13 protein-coding genes are annotated in these 16887 nt (G+C 41.3%); 8 read left to right on the forward strand and 5 right to left on the reverse strand.

All coding sequences use genetic code 11. The features are described from left to right. The first annotated feature begins 13 nt into the window (after window positions 1-13). Together B0O44_RS20270 and B0O44_RS20275 are read left to right on the forward strand one after the other, a co-directional pair. Window positions 14-1624, forward strand: coding sequence for a SusD/RagB family nutrient-binding outer membrane lipoprotein (locus tag B0O44_RS20270; RefSeq protein WP_110833926.1), 1611 nt, complete (start codon window positions 14-16; stop codon window positions 1622-1624). Window positions 1625-1650: 26 nt separating this feature from the next. Beyond that, complete coding sequence (locus B0O44_RS20275) at window positions 1651-2463, forward strand: tyrosine-protein phosphatase (protein ID WP_110833927.1); 813 nt, start codon at window positions 1651-1653, stop codon at window positions 2461-2463. An 81-nt stretch (window positions 2464-2544) separates the two neighbouring features. Here the strand turns inward: B0O44_RS20275 and B0O44_RS20280 are convergent, their stop codons facing one another. Together B0O44_RS20280 and B0O44_RS20285 are read right to left on the reverse strand one after the other, a co-directional pair. Then, window positions 2545-3834, reverse strand: coding sequence for a DUF2130 domain-containing protein (locus tag B0O44_RS20280; RefSeq protein ID WP_170123381.1), 1290 nt, complete (start codon window positions 3832-3834; stop codon window positions 2545-2547). Window positions 3835-3846: 12 nt separating this feature from the next. Then, window positions 3847-4512, reverse strand: coding sequence for a metal-dependent transcriptional regulator (locus B0O44_RS20285; protein WP_110833928.1), 666 nt, complete (start codon window positions 4510-4512; stop codon window positions 3847-3849). 175 nt (window positions 4513-4687) lie between these two features. Here B0O44_RS20285 and B0O44_RS20290 point away from each other — a divergent pair, with 175 nt between their 5' ends. Together B0O44_RS20290 and B0O44_RS20295 are read left to right on the forward strand one after the other, a co-directional pair. Beyond that, window positions 4688-7117 (forward strand): TonB-dependent receptor, encoded by a 2430-nt coding sequence (locus B0O44_RS20290; protein WP_110833929.1) that lies wholly within the window; start codon window positions 4688-4690, stop codon window positions 7115-7117. Between the two features lie 624 nt (window positions 7118-7741). Next, complete coding sequence (locus tag B0O44_RS20295) at window positions 7742-8215, forward strand: GNAT family N-acetyltransferase (protein ID WP_110833930.1); 474 nt, start codon at window positions 7742-7744, stop codon at window positions 8213-8215. A 40-nt stretch (window positions 8216-8255) separates the two neighbouring features. On the opposite strand, the gene B0O44_RS20300 is transcribed toward B0O44_RS20295, so the two are convergent. Further along, window positions 8256-8594 (reverse strand): hypothetical protein, encoded by a 339-nt coding sequence (locus B0O44_RS20300; RefSeq protein ID WP_146229881.1) that lies wholly within the window; start codon window positions 8592-8594, stop codon window positions 8256-8258. Window positions 8595-8955: 361 nt separating this feature from the next. On the opposite strand from B0O44_RS20300, the gene B0O44_RS20305 reads away from it, so the two are divergent. From B0O44_RS20305 to B0O44_RS20320, 4 genes are all read left to right on the forward strand, one after another. Continuing rightward, a complete protein-coding gene (locus B0O44_RS20305; RefSeq protein WP_110833932.1) occupies window positions 8956-9297 on the forward strand; it encodes a helix-turn-helix domain-containing protein in 342 nt (113 codons plus the stop codon). A gap of 50 nt (window positions 9298-9347) precedes the next feature. Beyond that, window positions 9348-10490, forward strand: a complete 1143-nt coding sequence (locus tag B0O44_RS20310; RefSeq protein WP_110833933.1) for a putative sensor domain DACNV-containing protein — start codon at window positions 9348-9350, stop codon at window positions 10488-10490. Window positions 10491-11073: 583 nt separating this feature from the next. Then, window positions 11074-11406 carry a PadR family transcriptional regulator gene (locus tag B0O44_RS20315; RefSeq protein ID WP_110833934.1) on the forward strand — a complete coding sequence of 111 codons (333 nt, stop codon included), beginning with the start codon at window positions 11074-11076 and terminating at the stop codon, window positions 11404-11406. A 92-nt stretch (window positions 11407-11498) separates the two neighbouring features. After that, window positions 11499-13058: a PspC domain-containing protein gene (locus B0O44_RS20320; RefSeq protein WP_110833935.1), complete on the forward strand. Its 1560-nt coding sequence runs from the start codon at window positions 11499-11501 to the stop codon at window positions 13056-13058. 18 nt (window positions 13059-13076) lie between these two features. Here B0O44_RS20320 and B0O44_RS20325 read toward each other — a convergent pair whose 3' ends face one another. Continuing rightward, entirely contained in the window at window positions 13077-15803 is a 2727-nt protein-coding gene (locus B0O44_RS20325; protein WP_110833936.1) for a carboxypeptidase-like regulatory domain-containing protein, read from the reverse strand. 173 nt (window positions 15804-15976) lie between these two features. Continuing rightward, window positions 15977-16609, reverse strand: a complete 633-nt coding sequence (locus B0O44_RS20330) for an NAD(P)H-dependent oxidoreductase (protein WP_110833937.1) — start codon at window positions 16607-16609, stop codon at window positions 15977-15979. Between the last annotated feature and the right edge of the window lie 278 nt (window positions 16610-16887).

Genomic DNA, 16887 nt, shown 5'->3' on the forward strand with positions numbered 1-16887 from the left:
TTATTGAAAGAAAATGAAATTAAATAGAATAAAACATGCAGGTATTGTCCTTTTAGGATTCCTGATGGCCGCATGTCAGAAGGGTGACCTGCTTTCCAATCCAAATGTGGCCAATGAAAACTCCAGTATTCCCGTGTCTTTATTGCTCAACCATTTGACCTGGAGTATGTACCGGGGAGGGGGTGTGGTAGAAAAGAGTACGAATGCGGTTGGTGAAGAGCCCTTTGGTCAGGTTGGCCGCTGGAACCAGTATACTGTGTCTACCAATGCTTATTACAGAGGGACCAATGCCTATGCCTTTAGCAATACCGCAACAGCTTATGACCTGGTTCGCTATGTGAACCAAATGGAGGCTAAAGCAGAGGTACAATTGGGAACCGTTAACAATGCCTATACCGCTTTGGGCCGTTTTTTCAGGGCCTACAGTTTTGTATGGCTGACACAGCGGGTGGGTGATATCCCGGCTTCTGAGGCTGGTGACCCCACCAAGCTAACGCCTAAGTTTGATACACAGAAAGAGGTGTACAGAAGGAGTTTACAGTTGCTGGACGAAGCGAATACCATTATGGCGCTGGCGATCAAACCAAATGCTGCAACAGACAATTCTTCCACATTAGTGGGTGGGGATATTTATGGCCTGACCTATCTACAATGGCAGAAAGTCATCAACAGTTATAAGCTTAGGGTTCTGATCAGCCTGAGCAAAAGGGCCGATGACAATGCAGACCTGAACATTAAGCAGCAGTTTGCAGATATCCTGAACAATCCTGTAAAATATCCTGTTTTGACTGGTAATGCAGATAACCTTTCTTTTAAATACAATGCGACAGTCAATAAGTTTATCTACAATCCGGACGAAACCTATAACCTGTTTGAGAACATGGGGAAAACTTATCTTGACCTGACCACAGCCAACCAGGATCCTCGGACATTTATTGCTTCCACGCCTGCCCCGGCTGAACTGAGTGGGGGCAAGCCGGTCAGTGACTTTACAGCTTACGTTGGGGGCAGTACGGCACTCAGTCAGAGTACCTTGTCTGCAAATGATGCGCAGGGAAAGTATTCTTATGTAAATTACAAACGCTATTTTGCGACCTTTACAGGTCCGGACCCTGCAATACTTATTGGTTATCCGGAACTGTGTTTTAATCTGGCAGAGGGAATTAACAGGGGTTGGGCCAGCGGTTCTGCGGCAACCTGGTATCAGAACGGGATCAAGGCATCCTTAAGTGGTTACGGTTTAACCGAAGGGCAGAGCTATGACATCGGTGATGTAAAAGGGCAGACCAAAGGAACGGTAACGATAAAAATTGGTGCTTTTCTGAACCACCCGAACGTTGTTTACAAGGGGGATAATGCAGATGGCCTGAAGCAGATCCTGCAGCAAAAGTATGTTGCTTTTTTTGAAAATTCCGGTTGGGAGGCTTTTTACAACTGGAGAAGGACCGGAGTACCTGATTTTGCAAATAATGGCCCGGGTATTAACCCTGCCGGGATCATTCCAATTCGCTGGCAATATCCCGTTGAGGAGCAAAACAGCAATGGTGCCAATTACAAAGCCGCCATTGCTGCACAGTATGGCGGCAATGACGATGTAAACCAGAAAATGTGGCTTATTAAATAAATTGAATTACCCTAAAAACAGAGAAGATGAAAAAAATAATAGTTTTCTTGCTTATGGCATTTGCAGGTCCTTTTGCTGCAAATGCTTCCTTTAGCGATACCACCAGGCTGGTGCCGGTTAAAGGAGCGGCCAATTTCAGGGACCTTGGCGGTTACCCGACCAGTGAAGGGACCCATGTGAAATGGGGAAAAGTTTTCCGTTCTGCGGAGATCAGTAAACTGACGGATGAAGATCTTAAACTGTTGCTGCAGAAGCACATCAGAACGGTGGTTGACTTTAGAAGTAATGAAGAAGTGGCCAGGGCAAAAGACCGCCTTCCCGCCAATACTACTTATGTGCAATTGGCTGCAGGGAGCGAGAACCTGGGCAACATCATGTCTCAGCTGCCGAAATTAAACTCAGGAGATTCCCTGATGATTTCTTTTTACAGCCAAACGGCTCATTTAAAAGATAAGTACAAACCTTTTTTTGAAGAACTGTTAAAAATGCCAGATTCCTCTGCTTTGTTGTTTCATTGTACGGCAGGTAAGGACCGCACAGGCATAGGTGCTGCTTTATTTTTGCATGCCCTTGGGGTGCCGGATGAAACGATCATGGAAGATTACCTGGCCACTAACGATTATAGAAAAGAAGAAAATGAAAAAATGGTAAAGATGATGGTGCAAATGGGAGTTAAAGAACAGGTTGCAAGGGATATGGCCGCAGTAAAACCGGAATATCTGATTGCGACGGTAAAAGCCATTTTAAAAAGCTATGGAAGTGTGGATCAGTTTATGAGCCAGGAACTGGGGCTTACTCAGGAGAAAATCGCATTACTGAGAAAAAAATACACCAATTAGAATTTTTACAGGGGTTGTTTTGCCATCAGCCCCTGTAAAGATTAGTAGTTTGAGAAAGCCTGCCTTTAAAGGCAGGCTTTCTTATTCGAGCAGCAGGGCATCGTCCTCCTCTTCGTCGGTGAGGTTTAACCGAATGCTGTCTGTTCCGGCAATTCCCTCAATAGATCCACGGATGTGTGCTGCATTCAGGAGTACTTTTTCCAGTTGTTTTTCACGCGCCTTCCACAGTCTTTCCATGGAATCCCTTTCTTTTTGTATGGATAATTTCATGCTCATAAAACCTTCCCGGATGGCTTTCCATTGTTCTGAAAATTCATTGCTGGTTAGGTAATCATAAAGCATGTGCATTTTATCGCCCCTGTTTTCCTGCGATTTTGAAGCGGTGAACAACCTGATGATGCCATCCCTGAGGATATAAGAAACGGCTTTGACTTCATCAAAGGAGCAGATCCATACCCCGTCTTTTTCTCCAAAGCAATCCATGCCTTTGGGATAGGCCTGGGTGACAATCACGGCAACATCGACACCCATACTCCGCATATCTTTTTTTAGCTTTTCGATCCACTCCATCGAAAAGTCCTTGGTGCGCTTGCTTTCGTAAATGATCTTTCCGCATTCCTGACCAAACTGGTTGCGCACATGGTGTACACAATCGGCACCCCTAACGCCTTTGCCTACTTCTGTAACCAGGTCAAAAGGAAAAGCATTGCGCAACAACTCTTCCAGGATCAGCTCCTGAACTTCACCCTGCAATTGCATAGAGCCTTGTTCCGCTTTGCGTTTCATTTCCTCTGCCAGTTTTTTCTGGTCGTCGAGCTGTTTTTCCAACTCCTTCACCCTAAGTTGGTGCTCGGTATCTTTAATGGTGCTCTTTTCAGCCTCCTGCTTGCGTATTTGTTCTACCAGTTCGGCACGTTGCTCCTGCAGTTTACGCTGCATCTGCAATTCCAGCTCTTCTTCTTTGGTTTTAATTTCCTGTTCCCTTTTCAAAAATTCCAGTTCTTTGGAGCGGGCCAGTTTTAATTTCTCTTCCTGTTCTTTATTGGCATTATCCAGCAACTGGAGCTTATTTTCAAAATCACCGGCAATGGTTTTGCGCAGGTTTTCTTCCAGGCTCAGCTGAAGTTGTTTTTTTTCGGCGGCCAGCTGCTGTTCAAAAAGTTGTGACTGTTGCTGCTGTTTTTGTTCAAAAGACTGCTCCAGCTGCTTTTGCTGCTGTGCAAATTCCAGTTGTTTTTGTTTAAACTCGTCTTCCTTTTGTTTGGTGAAGGACAGCATTTTTTCGCGAAGATCTTTTTTGTACTCTTCCGCCATGACCTCTTCAATGGGAAAGCTATGGGAGCAGTTTGGACATTTTATTTCGGTTGACATGGGTTCTTTGGGTTATGGTTTGTGTACAAATAGGTTCTCAGCAAATTTCATGGAAACATTTCTGGCTTCCTGTTGATCAATGGCAATTTGCAGTGAACCATCAAAGGGTACGGTTTCCAGAACAGTAATCTGGGTGCCGATATTGATGCCAAGTTTTTTCAGGTACTGTAAAAACAACACCGAAGTGTCTTTAACGGCAGCAACCCTTGCGGTTTCTCCTGTCTTAAGTTCAGAGAGGCTGCGTGTGGAAAGCTCTGGCATTTCACCATTGGCTTTGGGAATAGGGTCGCCATGGGGGTCAAACTCCGGATAGTTTAGAAAATTTTCCAGTTTATTAACCAGCTTTTCGGATTTGATATGCTCGAGTTGTTCTGCTACTTCATGAACCTCATCCCAGCTGAAGTCCAGCTTTTGGTATAAAAATGTTTCCCAAAGGCGGTGTTTACGCAAAATCAGCAAAGCATTTTTTTTGCCAATCTCTGTAAGGGAAATCTTCCCGTACCGCTGATAACTGACCAGGCTTTTTTCTTTTAGTTTTTTGAACATATCTGTGGCTGTAGCGGGTTTAACCCCCAGATAAGCAGCCATTTCGTTTGTCCCGGCCTCGGCCCTTCCTTCACACTGGCTACAGATTTTTAGCAGTGCCTTGAGGTAATTTTCTTCAGTATAAGACAGCATCACACAAATATAAAAGAATATATCTCATAATTTATTTGTTAGACTAGTCTAACAAATATAACTTTGACATGTCTAAATTAAATTATTAGTATAGACTAAAAATTAAATTATCAACCATATTATACTGTTGTGCTTATCAAAATGATAAGGCTGCAATTAAAAAACAAAAACACACATGAAAGATTACTTACTTTTGATCATTTTAAATTTGCTGTGCTTCGGTGTCTTTGCACAGAACGGAACACTGAAAGGAAAGGTTTATGCCGATGGACAACCCTTACCTTCCATCACCCTAAGGTTATCGGGAGCTGGTGGGGCAACCAAAACAGACGGACAGGGATTTTACCAGTTTAAAAATTTGTCTCCTGGCACATATATACTTTCTTTTTCCGGGCTGGGTTATCAATCGCAATCCCAGAAAATTACTATAAAAAAAGAGGAACTGATTTTACCGGATGTGCTGATGCTGGTGAATCTCTCGAATTTAAATGAGGTCGTGGTAACCGGAGTAAGCCGGGGAACTGTGCTGAGGAAAAGCCCTGTGCCCATTGCGGTGTTGTCCAGAAAGGCAATGGACCAGCATGTGAACAATAACCTGATCGATGCCATTGTAAAGGGGGTGCCTGGTCTGAGTGCAGTTACTACAGGGCCGAATATTTCCAAACCTTTTATCCGTGGCCTGGGTTACAACCGGGTGCTGACTTTATACGATGGACTGAGACAGGAAGGACAGCAATGGGGGGATGAGCATGGGATTGAAATGGACCAGTATGGGGTTTCCAGGGTTGAGGTGGTGAAGGGGCCTGCGAGCTTAACCTATGGTTCTGATGCCGTGGCGGGTGTGATCAATATGATTCCGGAAACCTCCTCCTTTAAAGAAGGGGTGATCAAAGGGGATTTTACGGAGGATTATCATACCAATAATGGAATGTTCGGGACTTCTTTGGGCCTGGGTTATGTAAAAAACGACTGGAAATATAATTTCAGGGCAAGTGGAAAGCTGGCACATAGCTACCGGAATAAAGTGGACGGTCCGGTGTATGGTACCGCTTTCCGGGAATATAATTTATCTGGAAGTGTGCGGACGGATAAAAAATGGGGCTATACAAAAATAGCAGCCAATTTATATGATAACTTACAAGAAATTCCAGATGGGAGCCGTGATTCACTCAGCAGAAAGTTTACCAGACAGGTTCTGGACGATGGGGATGACCTGAAAAACCGTCCCCTTGTTCCTGAAGGGGAGCTGATCACTTATAAGATTATGCCCCTGCACCAGCACATACAGCATTACCGGTTGTATAATAAAACTCAGCTCAAATTAGGAACGGGTAGCCTTGACGTGTTGTTGGGTGCTCAGCAAAGTATCCGCAGAGAATACAATCATCCGACCTTAGCAGAACAACCGGGTTTATATGTGGTGCTGAATTCTTTCAATTTTGATTTGAAATATAACCTTCCTGAGTTTAAGGGAATAGAAAGTACAGCCGGGCTGAGTGGAATGTATCAAACCAACCGAAGTAAAAATGCAACAGATTTTCCTATTCCGGATTATAATTTGTTTGATGTCGGGGGCTTCTTGTTTGCAAAAAAAACCTTTGGTAAAATTGACATTTCTGGTGGTTTGCGCTTTGATCACCGCCACATCCGATGGAACGATTTTTACGTAGGTCAAAACCCGCAAACTGGTTTTGACCAGCAGGTCCGCGGAGCAGAAACGGCTGATGCGAAGCTTCAGTTTCCCGCATTTGACCACAGTTATAAAGGACTTTCGGGTAGTCTGGGTTTAACTTATAATTTAACGGAAAGGCTTTTGTTAAAAGCAAATGTTTCCAGGGGCTACCGGGCACCAAATATTACAGAAATTGGTTCAAATGGTCTTGATCCGGGAGCACATATTGTATACCTGGGCAACAGAAGTTTTGTTCCGGAATTTAATCTTCAACAGGATATTGGTTTTATTGCCTATCTGAAGGACATGGACATCAGTGTAGAACTGTTTAACAACAACATTCAGAACTATATTTACCAGACCCGGCTTACAGATGCGGCAGGTGAACCAGTTGTGGTGGTTCCCGGGAACCTGACTTATCAGTACCAGCAGGCAAAGGCCAGGCTGTATGGTGCGGAATTTAGTTTAAACCTTCATCCGGAAGCTTTCAAATGGTTAAATTTTAACAATAGCCTGGCATACGTGCGCGGGACGACCATGGGCCAGAATTTACCATTGCTCCCTCCTTTGCATATTCGCTCTGAAATAAAGTTCTCTTCAGAAAGAAATTACGGATTTTTTCATCAGCCTTATTTGAAATTTGAAGCTGACGTGAATGCTGCACAAAACCATTTTTACGGATTGTACAATACAGAAACTTATACAAAAGGTTATACCCTTTTTAATGCGGGTTTAGGCGCGGCCATAAAGAACAGGAACCAAAAAAAATTGTTTGATTTGTTTATACAGGCTGACAATTTGTTTGATGTGGCTTATCAGTCGCATTTAAGCCGCTTGAAGTATTTTGAGTACTATGAAAACAGTCCAAACGGGAGAAGGGGAATTTATAATATTGGCAGAAACTTTAGTTTCAAGATTGTTGTACCGATTTAATTGCTTTTAAAGGTATTTGTTTAGATTCTTTCCAAATAATTTTGATCGCATTGAATAAAACTCTAATATTGCTGAATATTTAGAATGAATCTAAATAATGACCCGAAATGCTAAAAAAAGTTGCCGTTTCCCGGTTTTTAAAAAAAGGGATTGGCAGGAAACGGGCAAGAGTTCGAATTTTTAAAAATAGGTGAATAATAAGACGAACCAGTCTGCAGGAAGAAGGCAGGCTGGTTTTCTGCCGTGTAATGAATCTGACATTTCCCTGATGTAAAGTCTCCAGATTTGTCTTACATTTGTCCCCGAGAGCGTTAATTTAAAGGGGATGGGTCGTAAGGCTTGTCCCCTTTTCTTTTACCAGGCCAACGGTTTTCATGGAGGGGGTGGTGGTTCAAATCAGTATAAGGAAAACGCTTCTCTGACTGTCCTTATGTCATTTTTTATCGGGTGTTTCTAAGGCCTCTTTCAAGTTGTGGATATCCCTGGGTGTTTTAGGAAGTAAAATGAACGGTTGCTTCTAATTCGGTTGGCGATTTTTTTTAAATGAAATTAGAAAGAAGCACTTGTAAAAATAAAAAAGAAATACTTTTATGTTGCTTGGTTGACAGATAGTTGATGCGATTTATGGAAGAATTAAAAATAAGAAAGGCCCGACCGGATGACCTGGAGGCTATGCTGGAATTTGAACAGGGTATAGTAGCCGCTGAGAGGCCTTTTGACGATACTTTAAAGGCTACCGGTGTCCATTATTATGATCTGGCTTCTTATCTGATCAGGGAAGACGTGCAGGTGGTCCTGGCAGAGTTGGGTGGTCAGGTGGTTGGGAGCGGTTATGCGCGGATCGAGTTGGCTGAACCTTATTTTAAACATGCAAAATACGCTTATCTTGGTTTTATGTATGTGCTTCCGGAGTATAGGGGAATGGGAATCGTTCAAAAGATTATTGAAACCCTGAAAGACTGGTCTTTGTCGCAGGGAATTACAGAAGTCCGTTTGGAGGTTTATGCAAATAATTTGAAGGCCGTAAAGGCTTATGAAAAAGCCGGCTTTGAAAGCCGGATGTTGGAAATGCGGTTGGATTTACTGAAAAAGGAATAAAATTTTAGGATACCATAGACTAATTTTATATAGTCTCGTTTTATTTTTTACGCTGGATAACGCTTCCTTTAATTTTTTGTACAGATTTGCTTAAAAACGTAAAAAAATAAAAAAAACTTCCTTTTTTTTGAGGGGCCTGCGGCACTAGAGAAGGAACCGCAGGTTCAAGATACAGGACCAGATTTTCGGTTTTAGTTATCCAGAACTCCTGTTTCAGGTATCCTTCGCAGGTAATCTGTAAAGTATCTCCTTCCTGTATCCGGATGTCAAATGACCCCATGGCATTTGAACTTGTTCTTTCCAGGCTTCTGGTGTTACAGATGCCGGCATTTTTGATCCGGGTATTTGTATGTTTATGAAATACGATTCCTTTCATCATTTTTAGGTTGTATCCAGGGGATAATCATTTTATGCCGTCTAAAAAATACCTGTGTTTTAATTCTTTGTAAAAATAAGTTTCAAATAGGGTGTTTTTTTTCTTTTAACATTATTTAACCAATATGTTGGTTATCAGTATGATATTTGTTTTTGATGAAAAGTTTTTTTTGCAGAACTAAAAGCAAAAAGAGCACCTGTGAATAAATAACCTTAGTTTGAGTGTATTTGGTTTTAGAGAATAAATTAGATTTATACTGAAGTGAATTTTCCTTTTGAAAAATAATTTTATTGTTATTCTATACAATTTTATATAAATAATTGCTATATTAACTCTTGAGTATAAATTTAAAGCCAAGATTATTATGACTAAGCAAGGTAAAGTTAATGGCGTAGGTTTAAGAATCCGGTTTCTGAGACAAAGGGAACAGAAAAGCCAGCAACAGATTGCAGAAAAACTAGGGGTCTCTGTCCCTGCTTTTTCGAAAATGGAAACAGGGATCACAGACATCAATGTTTCCCGTATTTTGCAGATTTCTGCACTTTTTAATGTAAAACCTGCTTATTTTTTTGAACAAGAGGGGGAGCATGATGAAGAAACTGCTGGCAAAATGGAGTTGATCAGGCAGTTGCAGGAGAAAACATCCATTATTGTCGATTTACAAAACAAACTGATCCATTGCTATGAGCAAAGGAACAGTTTGTAAATGACCCGGAGCAGATATTTTATTTTGGGGGAATGTATTAACTTTAAGGCATGATTTACCAATCTACCTATCAGGCTGCAAAGATTATCGCCCCCCAGGTTGAAGCGATATTTGCAAAACATTTATCTGCCGCAAAAGACAGCGGGGAGGAGGATCTTGCCCCATTACCAGTGGCGGACCTGGTAGAGCACATTATAGATGCCACATTTTGGGCAAGTCTGCGGAAGGAGGAAGGGCATTCGCCCAAAATATCACTTGCGTTTCTGCCTCCTGAACAAGCTGGAAATCCATTGCTTTTTAAACATAATTTACCCTTAAACCCAACTACGCTTACCAAAATAGCCCCGGGAGTGGAGCGGGCTGGAATTCATATTGGAGTATGGCATGATGGAGAAGAGTTGTATGTATGGGGCACCAGTTTGAGCATTCCTAATTTTTGTTTTGTGCTCGATGTATCCGAACCGGGTTTGCTTGTGATCAAACACCGAAGAATTTATGGCTTTGGGAAATACACCAATATTGCCGTTCTGAAAGGAGAGCAGATCAAAATCGTAGACACCTCTTCACCCAGGTCCCATGATTGGCCTACGATGTTATTGTCCTTATTGGATTTAACTGCACCATCCTACTGGAACGACTCTGTGAATGTACTGATCCAAATTGCTGTCTCTATGAGATCTCACCAGCGGGGAGGTACTTTATTGGTGGTTCCCTCTGAGAATAACAATTGGTTGCAGTCTATTGTTAAGCCTATTCAGTATGCTGTACAGCCTTCTTTCAGAGGGCTTTCCAAACTCCTGATGCAGGACAGAAAAGAAGCGAGTCAGATTTTCTGGCAAACTGCCCTGAAAAGGGAAGTAGAGCACCTGGCGGGTCTGACGGCTGTAGATGGGGCGACCGTATTGAATGACAGATTTGAACTGATGGCATTTGGAGCGAAGATTGGCAGGGCCAAAGGAAAAGAGAATGTAGAGGAACTGTCCTTTAGTGAGCCAATTGTGGGTGGGGGAGCGGTATTGATGCCGGCTTCCAAGGTGGGGGGGACAAGACATTTGTCTGCTGCACAGTTTGTTCATGACCAGAAGGATGCAATTGCTTTGGTTGCCTCTCAAGATGGCCATTTTACCATATATACCTGGTCCGGACAGTTCAACCGCTTGCAGGCACACCGTATTGATACGCTTCTTTTGTAAAAAAAAAGCGCACATCTCTGTACGCTTAAAAAATTAATTAAGGTGGCTGAATCCTATGAAAATATGATTGCACCTATAATCACAGCAGCAAAAAGAATCGCAATAACAATTCGGTCCAGAATGATCCATTGCCGAGCGGTTAGCTTTCTATTTACCTTTTCTTTTTTTTCCACTCTATGCCTGGCAAGGGCTGGAAAAATAGGATTCAGTTTCATTATCATAGGTAGATGTAATAGATGTACCTGATTATTACAAAGCTCAAGCCAAAATATAGTGGTCTTGTTAAAATGTTAATAACTTGTGTTTTATGTGGAAAACGCTGGTCTATATGCATTTAACCAGGCATTTATGTTTGCTAGCTGTCTGTTTTTCTAAAATATTGATCTTTTAAACTGAATAAAAAATAGCGCATTCGGGAACAGGATTTTAAGGACATTCAAAAGAATGTTCTCTCTCTTTTTGATAATTGTAGTGTTTTAGAAAAAAAAATAATTCACTGATATACAGTTGTTTGTGTTTTATTCTGAATTTTATATAGTACTATGTATTGCATATTACTATATAAAGCATATATCTTTGTATTATGATAGCAGAAAATACGCAAACACAAATGCGCAAGGGCATACTAGAGTACTGTGTGCTGCTTATAATATCCAGAGGCGAAATTTATGCTTCTGATATTATCGCTGAATTGAAGTCAGCCAAATTACTGGTGGTTGAGGGGACGCTTTATCCTTTACTGACCCGCTTAAAGAATAATGGCTTATTAAGCTATAACTGGGTAGAATCCACCTCCGGGCCACCTCGAAAATATTATGTGCTCACCGATGACGGGAAGTCAATGGTGAGGCAGCTTGATACGACCTGGCAGGAACTGTCCTATGCAATTGAAACCTCTAAACAAGTAAAGAAATAGGGTCATTAGATGAAAAGAAATAGTAAAACCCTTAGGGGTACATTTATTTTAATCATCAAAGCTCCCTTCTAACAAAAGAAAAAAATAAACAGATGAAAAGAACGCTGAACATAAATATTGGGAATTCTCTAATTCATATAGAGGAAGATGCCTACGAAATGTTAACTGGTTATTTAAACGAAATCAAATCACATTTTGCGAAAAATGCAGATGACTTTGAAATTGTAACAGATATCGAAAACCGTATTGCCGAAATGTTTGCCGAGATCCTCTCCGCACAGCATAAAGCTGCCATTAGTATCACAGACGTACAACAGGTCATTACGCAAATGGGAACGGTCCGTGATTTTGAGTCATCAGAAGATGAAGAACATCCGTTTTCGATGCCTTATTCCCAAGGCATAAAAAGATTGTACAGGGACACGGAAAAAGGAATGGTGGCCGGCGTGTGCGCAGGACTGGGACACTACCTGAATATCGAGGAACGTTGGATCCGGCTTTTTGCCCTGTTGTCCACACTGGTTGGAGGTGCAGGCTTTATTGCTTATCTGGTCATGTGGATTATTGTGCCAAGGGCACAGACCAGATCTGAGAAAATGTATATGAAAGGAGAGGCTATAAACCTGCAGGGTTTTATCCGGAATTTTCAGGAAGAAATGGAGAACAGTAACCTGCTCAGAAGGTCAGGAGGCATTATCGCAGAATTTGCAGATTGGTTTGGCAGATTTATTAATGGAACAGGAAAGGTAATTTTTAAAATTACAGCTGGGTTTATTATTCTAATGAGTTCAGGAATGCTGCTTGCTGCGATTGTTACCCTGGCTAGTTTTTTAGGTGTTTTTGATTATGCTGGCAATGAGATCTTCCCTTTGAGTATGGTGAACGATTCCTATGTTTCTTTATTGTTGCTTTCGGCTTTTGTTGTCATTGCTGTTCCTCTTCTTGCCTTGATTCTGTTTTCCATCAGGGTTGCATTTAATGGCAGGCAGATTCACAAAAATGTTTCCTTTGGCTTGTTGATCTTATGGCTTGCGGGAATCGCTACAGGTGTGTTTTTTATTGCCAAAACAAGTACTGAATTTAAAGAGCATACCGAAATTACAAAGGTATCCAACCTTAAATCGTATCCGGTTTATACACTGGATCTGGACAACTCCCGCGTCTTTTCTAAAGAAGACAGCTTGCTTTATCACATCAACAATGAAAACAGTAAAGGCTGGGTGATCCTGGATGAACGGGAAGGGCCCTTTGGCAAACCTGATGATGTAAGGATTTATATTGAGCGGAGTTTGGATGCAACAAATAGCGTGACGCAGAACTTTGCTTCACATGGAAAAACATTTGATGCAGCTCTTAAAAATGCACAGAGCATCCGTTATGATTTTCAGCAGAAAGACTCTGTTCTGACCTTTGGTCCTAAATTAAGGTTAACCAACCAGGCCAAATGGCGTAATCAGGAAGTAAAGCTCATTGTCCGGGTTCCTGTGGGTACTCACCTGATCATCAACCGAGATCTGGATCATTATCTGGCTGGTTACAGGTCCTGGAATTGTGGAGATTCACATGAGGGTGATTTTGTGGAGTGGATCATGACCGAAAATGGCCTGAAATGTAAAAATGAATTAAAAGAGGAAGATCATCAGGATCAGTAATGATCTTCCTTATATAAATTACTTCACCGTGTAGCGATAGACAAAGCGGCCTGGATTGCCGTTTTTGTCTAGACCTTCTACTACAGCTTTATAAGTACCTTTACCTTCTGCGTTGAAAAATTCGAATGAAAACGTTCCTGTTGCATCGGTCACGATTCGTGGGTTCCAATAAATGGTACTCCTGAGGTCCTTCATGTTTAAATTGGTCGCTGTATATTTTGGAGAATAGAATTCCCGTTCTCTGCTGTAACCTTTAGGGCTTATGGTCATCACACCGCTTTGCGGTAATAACTTTTTAATTTCATCCAGGCTCATCTTTTTAACTTTCTGAGGTTTTTTTATATTGACAGAAATAACCCCATTAGAATTGTATATGCGGTTGACTGTACCCAGATCGTCTTTTAAAAAGATTTCTATGGACTCTAATTCTGTCATATTAACAGTGCTAAGCCCAAGCGCATCTACAGGCATTCCACCTAAGAAGATCTGAACCGGAGTCCTGTTCCCTGTATTGTAAGAGCGAGTGACATAAAAGCTGTTTGTGGAGTTATCATAAGTCATTCCCATTGCCATGGTTTTCAGGCAGGTCAACAGGTCATTACAGCCATTAAATCTTGCGGCTTCTAAAAGATGATCCGGATAAGTTTGTAGACCTGTTAATGAACTATAGTCTGCATGACTTACCTTTTTTATTGCAGCGCCCTGGATTACAACTTCTTTCAGTTGTCTGAGGTAGCTGTATTGTTTTTTGCTGTTGTTGAGATAATTGTTCATGGTGCTGTCGATGTTTATAATCTGATCGACGACATTTTTATTTTTGGATACCGCAGGAAGCGCTTCCTGGTCTACCATAATCATCAGGTTACTGCCATTTGAACCATATTTAGCACTGATGACAACCTGGGACGAATCCGGGAAATTCAGGTTCTGAAAATTAAAGATTCCGGAAGGACTGGTCAGGGCTTCAGCTGCATAGGTTCTTCCCGGAATGGTTAAACGTAATGGAGCCTTTTTAACAGGCATACCGGTTCTGTCCCTTAAGGTTCCGGTAATGTTCATCCCTTGCTCGGGAAGATAGGTAATCAATGGATATTTGTCTGCCAGAATATCTTTAAAAGAAAAACGGCGATAGCCTTGTGTAAGCATCAGTACATCCAGGTCGGCCAGCTTTTTATCATCGGTTTTATTAAAATAATAATTAGGCTTTTCCAGATAACCTTTAAGGTCTGAACTCAACAGCAAAGAACTCAGAATAGTCGTCTCGTTGTCTTCATTTGCGGGAACTTTTTGCTCATCGGTTACCGAAACAGAGAAATTACCCACCAGTTTTTCTGTGGCATTTTTTGCGGTAAGCGTCATTTTTACCTTTTGACGTGCCTTATAGGCCGGCAAGTCTGTTTGAAGAGATAAATTAAGGGCGTCTTTGTGTAAAATAAAAGCGAGTCTTTCGCTTACTGGTTCTCCGTTTGAAGCGAACAAGGTCAGTTGTACGATTCCGGAAGGGAATTTATTTTTAGGAATTTTCGCAATGGTCACCTGATTCTGTAAGATGGTTTGAGCTGCATAATAAATAACACCTGCGTTCTGACCGATAATGAATAGATTTTTGTCCTTGTTCTGCTGGAAGTAATTTTCATTGGCTACGATTTTCAGGTTTACAACCTCAGGACTGCTGTTGTTGACCTGCAATGAAACACCGGAAGGGCTTGCTTTGGGAAGGTTTAGGCTTTTGGAGCTACCGTCTTTAAAATTGATTTTTGCGATATAGGTTTTATTCAGATCTGCGTTGATGTAAAAAGCGCCCATACCTGCGTGGCTGGAGTTGAAAGTGGTAATCTGATTGCCTTCACTATCGGTTATACTCCCGCTAAGCTCTATACCAAGACCATCGGGTTTAAGAGCTTTAAAACCCACCTGAGCAGGGATACCGGCAATGAGTTCTCCCCCTTCAGGGAAAAATTGAAGATCATTTTCACCCGTTTTAGGCTTGAGTTCAAAAGAAGCATGTAAGTTCTCTTTATCCGCAACGCTGATGTCCGTAACCAGGGTGCCGTTGGTAATGATCTGATTTTTTTTTGGACTAATGTTAATATTGAGTACGCCATTTTGGTCGGTTGTGGCCTTGCCTTTGAGTATGACGTCATAATCTGAAATGACTTTCCAGTTGACTGTTTTATTGGCGTAAGCAATTTTATCCGGGTTTTTATACTGTACCCGGGCATTGATCAGTTGCTGGTCTTTGTTACTTGTACTGGTGGTATAGCTAAAGTGGGTCAGTAATTGCTTATCTACAGCTTCTCCTATGGCAATGTTTTTGGTAAAAAAATAATCCGGGTCAAAATTCATCATCCATACCGTATAGGCCCTGACATAATAATTGCCCTGCTTAAAATTCAGGGGGTTCAGGGGAATATTTCCATAAGCGACACTGTTTGCCACAGGAAATTTTACAGAAGCAATTAACGAGTCCTGGCTGTTCATCACATCTACGTAAACAATTTTACTCAGGTTTGAGGGCATATTCTGGTCTGAGGTTAGGTAAGCTTTAAACCAGATGGTATCCACTACGCTATAATAAGGTTTGTCGAAATGCAGATATACCTTTTCTACCGGATAAAGTTCAGGTAGCTTAGTGGTTTTTTTTATAATGTTCTTTAAAGTTGTTGTGTCTTTCTGGGAAAATGCCGGGAATTGCAGACAAATCAGGGCAAGAGCCAAAGCCGATACAAATTTTAGATACTTCATGAATATAGATTAACAGATTGATCAGGCTAATATATTCATTTATGAGTTTAGCTGCCTCATGTTGAGCTGTCTTTAACATATTTTGACATCTTATCTGATGATATTTTTACATTAAGGAACATTAAAAAGGGCAGGATGTATTATTCCTGCCCTTCACTAAAAGAGGTTTTAAGCTATTTTACCTCAATGATAAAATCTTCAAGGGGGGTACGTACCTTTTTAAGGTTGACCAACCAGTCGCCTTCATGGTCCCTGTAACCTAAAGGCAGTAAAGTTGTGCTGCGTAGGTTTTTTGATTTGAGGTCTAAAAGCTCGTCCAGTTTTTGCGGGTCAAAACCTTCCATAGGAGTTGCATCTACTTTAAGTAAAGCCGCTTCGGCAATGGCTACGCCAAAACCAATGTAAGCCTGTCTGGCCGCATGGTTAAAGTTTTCTTCAGGTGTTCTGCCGGTATACATGCCAATCAGTCTTTCCTCATAATCTTTTGTTGTTTCAGCAGGAAGATTGCGCTGGGCATTCGCATGAATAAAAGCAGCCTTAATGTTTTCTACAGTGTAATTGTCCCAGGCGGCGAAAACCAACAGGTGCGAACTGTCTACAATCTGCGTTTGGCCATAAGCCACTGCAGAAATTTTTTCTTTCAATTCGGGATTGGTCACCACAATGATTTTAAAAGGCTGTAATCCGGAAGAGGTTGGGGCAAGGCGCGCGGCTTCCAGGATCTGGTCTACTTTTTCCTGTGGTACTTTCTGACCATTCATTTTTTTGGTGGCATAGCGCCAGTTTAAGGCTTCAATTAAGCTCATATCTTTTTTTTTAAATTTTAATTTTATTGTTATTTAAGTATCATGAATAGTAAAAATAACAGTGTTAGCAAATGTAGGTATGTTATAGATGACTTCACAAATATTATCTGCGTTTTGACTTTTAAATGAAAATTGTTTCTTTGTTATGCATGCATAATTATTATATTAGCTAAAACTTGATGGAATGTTGATTGTTTAGTATTAAAAGGCAACATTTTAATTTCATCAGGTATAAAACTTAAACAAAACCAAATATCATGAACGGGTATCAGTTGAGC

The organism is Pedobacter nutrimenti (genome assembly GCF_003208655.1).
GTDB lineage: Bacteria > Bacteroidota > Bacteroidia > Sphingobacteriales > Sphingobacteriaceae > Pedobacter > Pedobacter nutrimenti.

Coding starts and splice junctions, on each gene's coding strand:
- B0O44_RS20295 (WP_110833930.1), top strand. CDS start 7,742: ATGGAAGAATTAAAAATAAGAAAGGCCCGACCGGATGACCTGGAGGCT.
- B0O44_RS20275 (WP_110833927.1), top strand. CDS start 1,651: ATGAAAAAAATAATAGTTTTCTTGCTTATGGCATTTGCAGGTCCTTTT.
- B0O44_RS20280 (WP_170123381.1), bottom strand. CDS start 3,834: ATGTCAACCGAAATAAAATGTCCAAACTGCTCCCATAGCTTTCCCATT.
- B0O44_RS20285 (WP_110833928.1), bottom strand. CDS start 4,512: ATGCTGTCTTATACTGAAGAAAATTACCTCAAGGCACTGCTAAAAATC.
- B0O44_RS20290 (WP_110833929.1), top strand. CDS start 4,688: ATGAAAGATTACTTACTTTTGATCATTTTAAATTTGCTGTGCTTCGGT.
- B0O44_RS20325 (WP_110833936.1), bottom strand. CDS start 15,803: ATGAAGTATCTAAAATTTGTATCGGCTTTGGCTCTTGCCCTGATTTGT.
- B0O44_RS20330 (WP_110833937.1), bottom strand. CDS start 16,609: ATGAGCTTAATTGAAGCCTTAAACTGGCGCTATGCCACCAAAAAAATG.
- B0O44_RS20300 (WP_146229881.1), bottom strand. CDS start 8,594: ATGATGAAAGGAATCGTATTTCATAAACATACAAATACCCGGATCAAA.
- B0O44_RS20310 (WP_110833933.1), top strand. CDS start 9,348: ATGATTTACCAATCTACCTATCAGGCTGCAAAGATTATCGCCCCCCAG.
- B0O44_RS20305 (WP_110833932.1), top strand. CDS start 8,956: ATGACTAAGCAAGGTAAAGTTAATGGCGTAGGTTTAAGAATCCGGTTT.
- B0O44_RS20315 (WP_110833934.1), top strand. CDS start 11,074: ATGATAGCAGAAAATACGCAAACACAAATGCGCAAGGGCATACTAGAG.
- B0O44_RS20270 (WP_110833926.1), top strand. CDS start 14: ATGAAATTAAATAGAATAAAACATGCAGGTATTGTCCTTTTAGGATTC.
- B0O44_RS20320 (WP_110833935.1), top strand. CDS start 11,499: ATGAAAAGAACGCTGAACATAAATATTGGGAATTCTCTAATTCATATA.